At 67.1% G+C, this 6,873-nt stretch carries 4 protein-coding genes and 1 rRNA gene; 2 read left to right on the forward strand and 3 right to left on the reverse strand.

The window, feature by feature from the left end:
- Positions 1-24 precede the first annotated feature (24 nt).
- Positions 25-1,245: a tryptophan synthase subunit beta gene (gene trpB, locus FVW20_RS04025; protein ID WP_196608398.1), complete on the forward strand. Its 1,221-nt coding sequence runs from the start codon at positions 25-27 to the stop codon at positions 1,243-1,245.
- Positions 1,246-1,465: 220 nt separating this feature from the next.
- Here the strand turns inward: trpB and FVW20_RS04030 are convergent, their stop codons facing one another.
- The 3 genes from FVW20_RS04030 to FVW20_RS04040 all read right to left on the reverse strand — a co-directional run bounded on the left by FVW20_RS04030 (position 1,466) and on the right by FVW20_RS04040 (position 6,198).
- Complete coding sequence (locus FVW20_RS04030) at positions 1,466-1,966, reverse strand: type III secretion system chaperone (protein WP_196608395.1); 501 nt, start codon at positions 1,964-1,966, stop codon at positions 1,466-1,468.
- Between the two features lie 28 nt (positions 1,967-1,994).
- Positions 1,995-5,708, reverse strand: coding sequence for a DUF3626 domain-containing protein (locus FVW20_RS04035; protein ID WP_196608396.1), 3,714 nt, complete (start codon positions 5,706-5,708; stop codon positions 1,995-1,997).
- A gap of 301 nt (positions 5,709-6,009) precedes the next feature.
- On the reverse strand, positions 6,010-6,198 hold the full coding sequence (locus tag FVW20_RS04040; protein WP_196608397.1) for a hypothetical protein: 189 nt from the start codon (positions 6,196-6,198) through the stop codon (positions 6,010-6,012).
- Between the two features lie 361 nt (positions 6,199-6,559).
- On the opposite strand from FVW20_RS04040, the gene FVW20_RS04045 reads away from it, so the two are divergent.
- A 16S ribosomal RNA gene (locus tag FVW20_RS04045) occupies positions 6,560-6,873 on the forward strand; the annotation flags it as partial.

Consider the following 6,873-nt stretch of genomic DNA (forward strand, 5'->3'; position numbering starts at 1 on the left):
ACCGCCGCCGCACGCGCTGCCAGCCTGGCCACGCCCCCCCCGCCGCCTGCTGCCGACGGCCTGTTCGGCCCCTACGGCGGGCAGTACGTGCCGGAGCACATCAAGCCCGTGCTCGACGAACTGGCCGCCACCTTCGAACGCTACCACGCCGACCCGGACTTCCTGGCCGAGCTGGAATACTACCTGACCCGCTATTCCGGTCGCCAGACGCCGCTGTTTCTGTGCGCCAACCTTACCGCGCGCCTTGGCGGGGCAAAGATCTACCTCAAGCGCGAAGACCTGAACCACCTTGGCGCGCACAAGGTGAACAACACCATCGGCCAGATATTGCTGGCCAAACGCATGGGCAAGAAGAAGGTCATTGCGGAGACGGGCGCGGGCCAGCACGGCGTGGCCACTGCCGCCACCGCCGCGCTCATGGGCATGCAGTGCACCATCCACATGGGCGCGGAAGACATGGAGCGCCAGAAGCTGAACGTGTTCCGCATGCGCATGATGGGCGCGGAAGTGGTGCCCGCCATGAGCGGCCAGCGCACCCTGAAGGAAGCCGTGGACGAGGCCCTGGCCGCCTGGCTGGGCGACGCGGAAAACACCTTCTACCTGCTGGGCTCCGCCGTGGGGCCGCACCCGTACCCGCGCATCGTGCGGCACTTCCAGTCGGTGATCGGGCGCGAGGCGCGCGCCCAGATGCTGGAGGCCGAAGGCCGCCTGCCCGACTGCGCCGTGGCCTGCGTGGGCGGCGGCTCCAACGCCATCGGCCTGTTCGCGGATTTCATTGCGGATGAAGACGTGCGGCTCATCGGCGTGGAGCCCGCCGGGCGCGGCCTGACCTATGGCGACCACGCGGCCACCCTGTGCATAGGCACGCCGGGGGTCATGCACGGGTTCCATTCGTACATGCTGAAGGACGAGGCGGGCGAACCCGCCGCCGTCTATTCCATTTCCGCCGGGCTGGACTATCCCGGCGTGGGGCCTGAACACAGTCACCTCAAGGACATTGGCCGCGCCGAGTACGCCAGCGTGACCGATGCCGAGGCCCTGGACGCCTTCTTCATCCTGTCCCGCACGGAAGGCATCATCCCCGCGCTGGAATCGTCGCACGCGCTGGCCCACGCCATGAAGCTGGCCCCCGCCCTGGGCAGGGACGCCATCATCCTGGTGAACCTGTCCGGCCGGGGCGACAAGGACGTGGCCCAGGTGGAGGAAATGGTCAGCGCCGGGCTGGTTGTCCCGCCCAAGCTGTAGGCGCCGGGGGGGGGCGGATGCCGGAGACGGCATGCCCGCATGACACAACGCAACGCCGGGCGGCGCGGGAGGCATCCCGTTCCGCCCGGCGTTTTCGTGTTGCCGGGCTGTGTTGCCGTACGTTTTGCCGTACTGTTTTGTCGGTCCGTTTTGTCGCGCCGTGGGGGGGGGCGCTACGCCCGGTGCGTGTCAGGTGTGTGTCGGGGCCTGTGGGCGCGCTTCAGATGCGCAGCATGTTGCCGGTATACGGCACGTTGACGGGCGTTTCTTCCGGCGTTGCGGTGGGGGCCGTGCCGGTTGCGGGGCGCTGCACGCCGTCCGTCCTTTCGGGGCGGTGGGTCTGCCAGTGGTCCAGCTGGGCAAGGAACCCGTTCAGCGCCGTCTCCAGCGCAGGGTAGTCGGGAAACTCGTCGTTCCAGCGCTTCCACAGCAGCAGTTCGCCCGTTTCGGGAGAAAGGCCGAAGGCGGCCCCGCCCGTGCGGGCGCCCAGGCAGGCATCGGTCAGCAGCGCCCGCAGGTCGTCCTCGCGCAGGTGGCCGAACCCGGCTCCCGCGGCCCCCACGGGGGCGGCGGCCAGCAGGGCCCGGTCGTCCGGGTCGTGGTACAGGGTGACGACGTACTTGCCGTCAAAGCACAGGGTGCAGGGGGTCTGCCCATCAAGGGCGAGCGGGCCCGTGCCCATGCGGGCTCCCAGTTCGTGCAGCAGTTCCTGGATGGTCATGGTGCGTCCTTTGCGGCGGTTGATGCGCCTAGTCTGCCTGGAAGTAGTACCGGGAAAGCAGCGGCATTTCGTGCGCGTGGGTGCGCAGGGCGTCTTCCACGCGGGCAAGGTAGGCGTCGTTGTCCAGGGTGCGCAACTCCGCCAGTTCCTGCCGCACCGCGGCCTTGACTTCACCCAGTTGGCCCGCCGGTATTGAGGGGTCGGGCGCTTCACCCATCTGCAACATCAGGTCGTGCATCAGGGGCCGGGCATACACGGCGGGGTCGGTCAGCCGTTGCAGCAGCGCGGCCTCGTGCGCCAGCTGTTCGCGCAGGCGATCGTCCTGCGGCAGGATGCGGCCATCGGGCAGGGTGACCGGTTCGCGCAGGAAGGGGAAGCGCGCCGGATCGAAGTCCTGCGTGCGGCTGATGTCCAGCGAATCCGCGCCCTGCATCAGCAGGGCCTCTGCCGTCAGCGGCCTGTGCTGGTCGCGGTGGTCCGGGTCGTCGATCTGGAGGCGGTACTGGGTTTCGAAGGCCTCGCCGAACGATTCCACGCCAAAGGCGGTCCGCAGGGCCTGCAGGCCGATGTCGGCGCTTTGCGTTTCGTACACGTCGCTGCCGTTGGATTCGCGCCCGCTGTCGTGCGCGGCGATGCCGCAGAGCACGGCGTTCTTGTCCACGGGCACGCCCCGCTCGCGCATTATGTTGACCATGACGTTGGCAAAGATGAACCCCCGGCAGGCGTGCCCCATGCCGTGCACGCCGACGTCGCCGTCAAACGTTTCCTCGTGGTGGCGGTAGCGTTCCAGCATGCCGGTGAAGAAGGTGCGCCGCTGCGCCTGGGTGGCCGTGGCCAGGCCGCCGGGGGTGGTCGGCGCGGGAAAGGGCGCGATGGTGCGCGGCGCCTTGGCCGGAAAGTGGGTGTCCAATGCGGCGCCAAGGCCGGGTACGGCCGAGCCCAGCGCGCCCCGCACGGTGGGCGGCATGTAGTCGAGCGGGGCGGCAAAGCCCGGCTGCTGCGGTTTGGGGCGGTCCAGTTGCTGGGCAAGGCCGGTGGCCGTGTAGTTCATGAAGTCGCCCAGAAAGCGCGCGGTGGACAGCCCTTCCGCAGGGAACAACGGATCGTTGGCCGGATCGTGCAGCTTGAAGCACACCCCGCGCAGGTTGCGGGCGGCGGGCGATTCCAGCGCGTCCAGCATGTTGCCCGCCAGCGCCGGGTTGCTGGCGTGCAGCAGCGTGGCGGCCATGAAGGCGGTGCGGTTGAACTCGGTGAACACGTCGTCCGGCCCGAATTCCTCGGGGTTGGTTTCCGCGCGGAAGGCATCGATGCTGACGCCAAGGTTGCCCACGCCGGTGGCGAATTCGCGCACCAGGGCATCCAGCGGCGGGTTGGGGCCAAGCCGTTCCATGCGGGCCACCTGGGCCATGGCGTTGGCATGGATCATGCGCATTTCCAGTGGGTTTGCCAGGGCGCGGGCGCTGACGACCCAACTGCGAAAGGCGGCGCGCTGCGCCTCGTTGTCGAAGTGCAGGGTCTCCATCTCGCGCAGCAGGGCGGCCTTTTGCGTGATGGGCCGTTGGGCGGCGGCGCGGATGGCGTCGGAAAGCACCGCCTCCATGTTCACGCCGCGCCCCTCGGCATCAGCGGTGGAGATCGCCCGTTCCACGTTTTCGCGGAAGCGGGACTTCACCCGGTCCAGCGCGGCCCCGGCAAGGGGAACTTCGGCAAGGTCGGAGCCGGGGGGCAGCAGGCTGAGCAGGCGGGCGTTGAATTCCTCGGCGTTGCCGTCCAGCAGCGCGGCGGCGGCAGTGCGCAGCTCACTCACCGACTGGTGCGAGGTGCCGAAGGCGGTGCTTTGCGCCAGCCGCTGACGCTCGACGCTCTTGTCGTGCGAGGCGTCGATATCCGCCTGCGACAGGAAGGGCACCCCCATGCCGCGCAGTTGCGCCACGGCCTGTTCCTGCCAGCCGTGCGATCCGCCCACATCGGTGAAGTCCATGAAGGTCAGCTTGATGTCGTGGGCACTGGCGAATTCCACAAGGTTCGCCACCTTGGCCGCATCGACGGTGTGTGCCCGCCAGTCCAGCAGGTCGCCGACATCCATGCGGATTTCCGCAACGTCCCGGCCGGGAATGAACGTGCCCTGCAACTGGGCCTCTATGTAGCGGCCTTGCAGGGCAAGGGTGTTCCGGCCCGTGGCGGCGGCATGCATCAGGCTGGTGCCGTCCACGTCGCCAAGGTGCGGCAGCAGGTTTTCCAGCGTGTCGAAGGTGGCGGTGCGGGCGCGCTGGGCATCGGCATCGGCAAAGGCGCGCACCAGCATGGGGCGTACCCAGTCGTTGCCGATGGCGTCCATTTCGCCACGCACACCGGCCTGCTCCACCAGCGCCTCGAACTGCTTCAGGGTCATTTGCGCACCCTCGGGCACGCGGGCCAGCGCGGCGGAAAGGTCGCGCCGCAATTGCGATTCGGGGTTGCCGAGCACGGCGGCGGCATCCGCGGGCAGGCCGGGCAGGGCGCCTTCGCGCAGGGCGTCCAGTTGGGCGTTAAGGGCGGCGGTGCGCTGGGCGCCAAACTGCATGGGCACGGTGACGAAGGTGTCGTCCACCGTGTAGGTGGCGCGCTGGGCCGTTTCCGGTCGCAGCACGAACACGCACGAACCGTAGTTGGCGGCAGTGCCGTTGCGCACGCCCGCCACGTTCAGGGCCGCGTACAGGGGGCGTTCGTTGGCCCGCGCGGGTTGGCCCGACAGTTCGGGAAACACGCTCTTTTCTATCTCGTCGCGGAAGGCAAGGTAGTGCGCCCCGCGCGGCATGATGCCCCGGTCCGCCAGGTGGAAGGCGTTGCTCCACGCCGTGTCGCCCTGCACCTGGCCCTCCGCGCCGAAGAAATGCGTGGGGTCGATGTTCATGGTCAGTTCGCTGCCCCGCAGAATATCGCCCAGTGCGCGCGGGTCCAGCGGCGCGCCGTCGGGGGCGGTGATGCGCCTGTCGGCCAGCATGGCGGTGGTGGCGGCGTGGGCGTGCTCGGCCTGCGTGGCGGACTGGGCGGTGGTTTCCACCAGGGTTTGCATGTTGCGGGGCGAAATGTCGCGGGCATGCGCATCGGGCATTTCGTGCACCCGTTCGCCGAAGCGGTGACCCTGGCGCAGGGTGGCGTCGGCATCGGGCGTGTCCGCAAGGTCCATCACGGAAAGGATGCGTTCGCTCACGTCCTTCAGCACCACGGCTTCCATGTCGAACAGGTTGGAAAGCGCGGCGCGTGCGTCGGCGTTGGCGGGGTTGGTCCGCACCTCGGCCTGCAGGGATTCCTTCAGCAGGGCCATCTGGGGTGACTGGAACGTCTGGTACACGGCGGTGAGGTCTGTATTGGAAAGCCCCTGCACGGCGCGGGTCATCTGGGCAAGGCCCACAGGCTCCGTCTGGGCGGGAACAAGGCGGTTCAACCCCGCGAACCGGCCAAGGCTGGTCTGGAAGGACTTCAGCCCGCCCAGCAGGTCCGCAGGTTTCAGGCCGCCGCCGGGGCGGGTCAGCGCGTGCAACGCGGACGAGGCCGAGGCCTGCATGCCGGCCTCGGCCCGTTCGATGCGGGTGGCGGTAGTGAACCCCTGGAAGGGCAGGGAGTTCCCTTTGATCTTGTCCAGCCGTAGCGGCGGCTGCCCCGCAAGCTGCACGGTATGTTCGCCGATTTTGCCGATAGCTGTGCCGCCAGTGGCGGAAACCTGCGGGCCGGACGGGGGAAGGTTGCCTATCTGTGACATGAGGCCTCCGGAAGGTTGCGGGCACGAGGGGGGGGGTATTGCCAGCCGTGTGTCTCGCCAGCCGTGTGTCTCGCCAGCCGTGATGTGCGGCGGATGCCGGGGAGTGGCCACGCGACGGTGTGCGCGTTGCGTGGCCATGCCGGGCAAAGCAAGATGCGCACCAGAATGGCACGCGCTTCCGTGTGATCATATAGATGGAATCCCGTTACGTTCGCAAGGCGTACGCCGCACGGGGCGCGCTGTGCGATGGCCACGGGGCAGCCGCCCCGGGGATGCAGAAAGGGCGCAAACACGGTTGGCGTCAGGCGGGAATGGAGACGGCGATCGTGCCAGCTTTGGTGGCATCCTCGCCCGGCTTGCTGCGCGGGCGGGTGTTCCTGCCGGGAAACGCACGGAAGGGGTGTGGTTTTTTTACATATGATTTCAGCGTGTTGTAGAAAAGTTCAGATGCCTCTGAAAAAAGTGGTTGACCTTGGCGGGCGATACGCATAGATACCCGCTTCCGCAACGACGACCGGCGGCAGCGCGCGAACAACGCGCCGCCATGCGGTTTTTCAAGCGGAGTGCTCTTTCTACCTTGCAGGCCCTGTCGGACGATGCGCCACACTGGCAAAGTCGCCGGCCACGAAAAAAAAGTGGAAAAGGGTGTTGACAGCAGATGCGGGATACGGCAAAAGGGCCGTCCGCGCTGCGACAAGGTCGACGGCACGGCGGAGCGATGGCTCCGACGGCTTCAACAAGCCGGGTTCTTTGACAAGTAAATAGCGAGTCGGGAAGGAATCAGCCTTTACGATAAGTAATCAATCGTACGGGTGCCTCAATTACGAGGTGTTCGTGCGACTTCAGTTTTTCAACTGGAGAGTTTGATTCTGGCTCAGATTGAACGCTGGCGGCGTGCCTAACACATGCAAGTCGTGCGTGAAAGGGCTTCGGCCTGAGTAAAGCGGCGCACGGGTGAGTAACGCGTGGATGATCTGCCCATGAGTTGGGAATAACGGCTGGAAACGGTCGCTAATACCGAATACGCTCCGATTTCATAGTTCGGGGGAAAGGTGGCCTCTACTTGTAAGCTACCGCTCATGGATGAGTCCGCGTCCCATTAGCTTGTTGGCGGGGTAATGGCCCACCAAGGCGACGATGGGTAGCCGACCTGAGAGGGTGATCG

This window comes from Nitratidesulfovibrio oxamicus (genome assembly GCF_015731765.1).
Lineage (GTDB): Bacteria > Desulfobacterota > Desulfovibrionia > Desulfovibrionales > Desulfovibrionaceae > Cupidesulfovibrio > Cupidesulfovibrio oxamicus.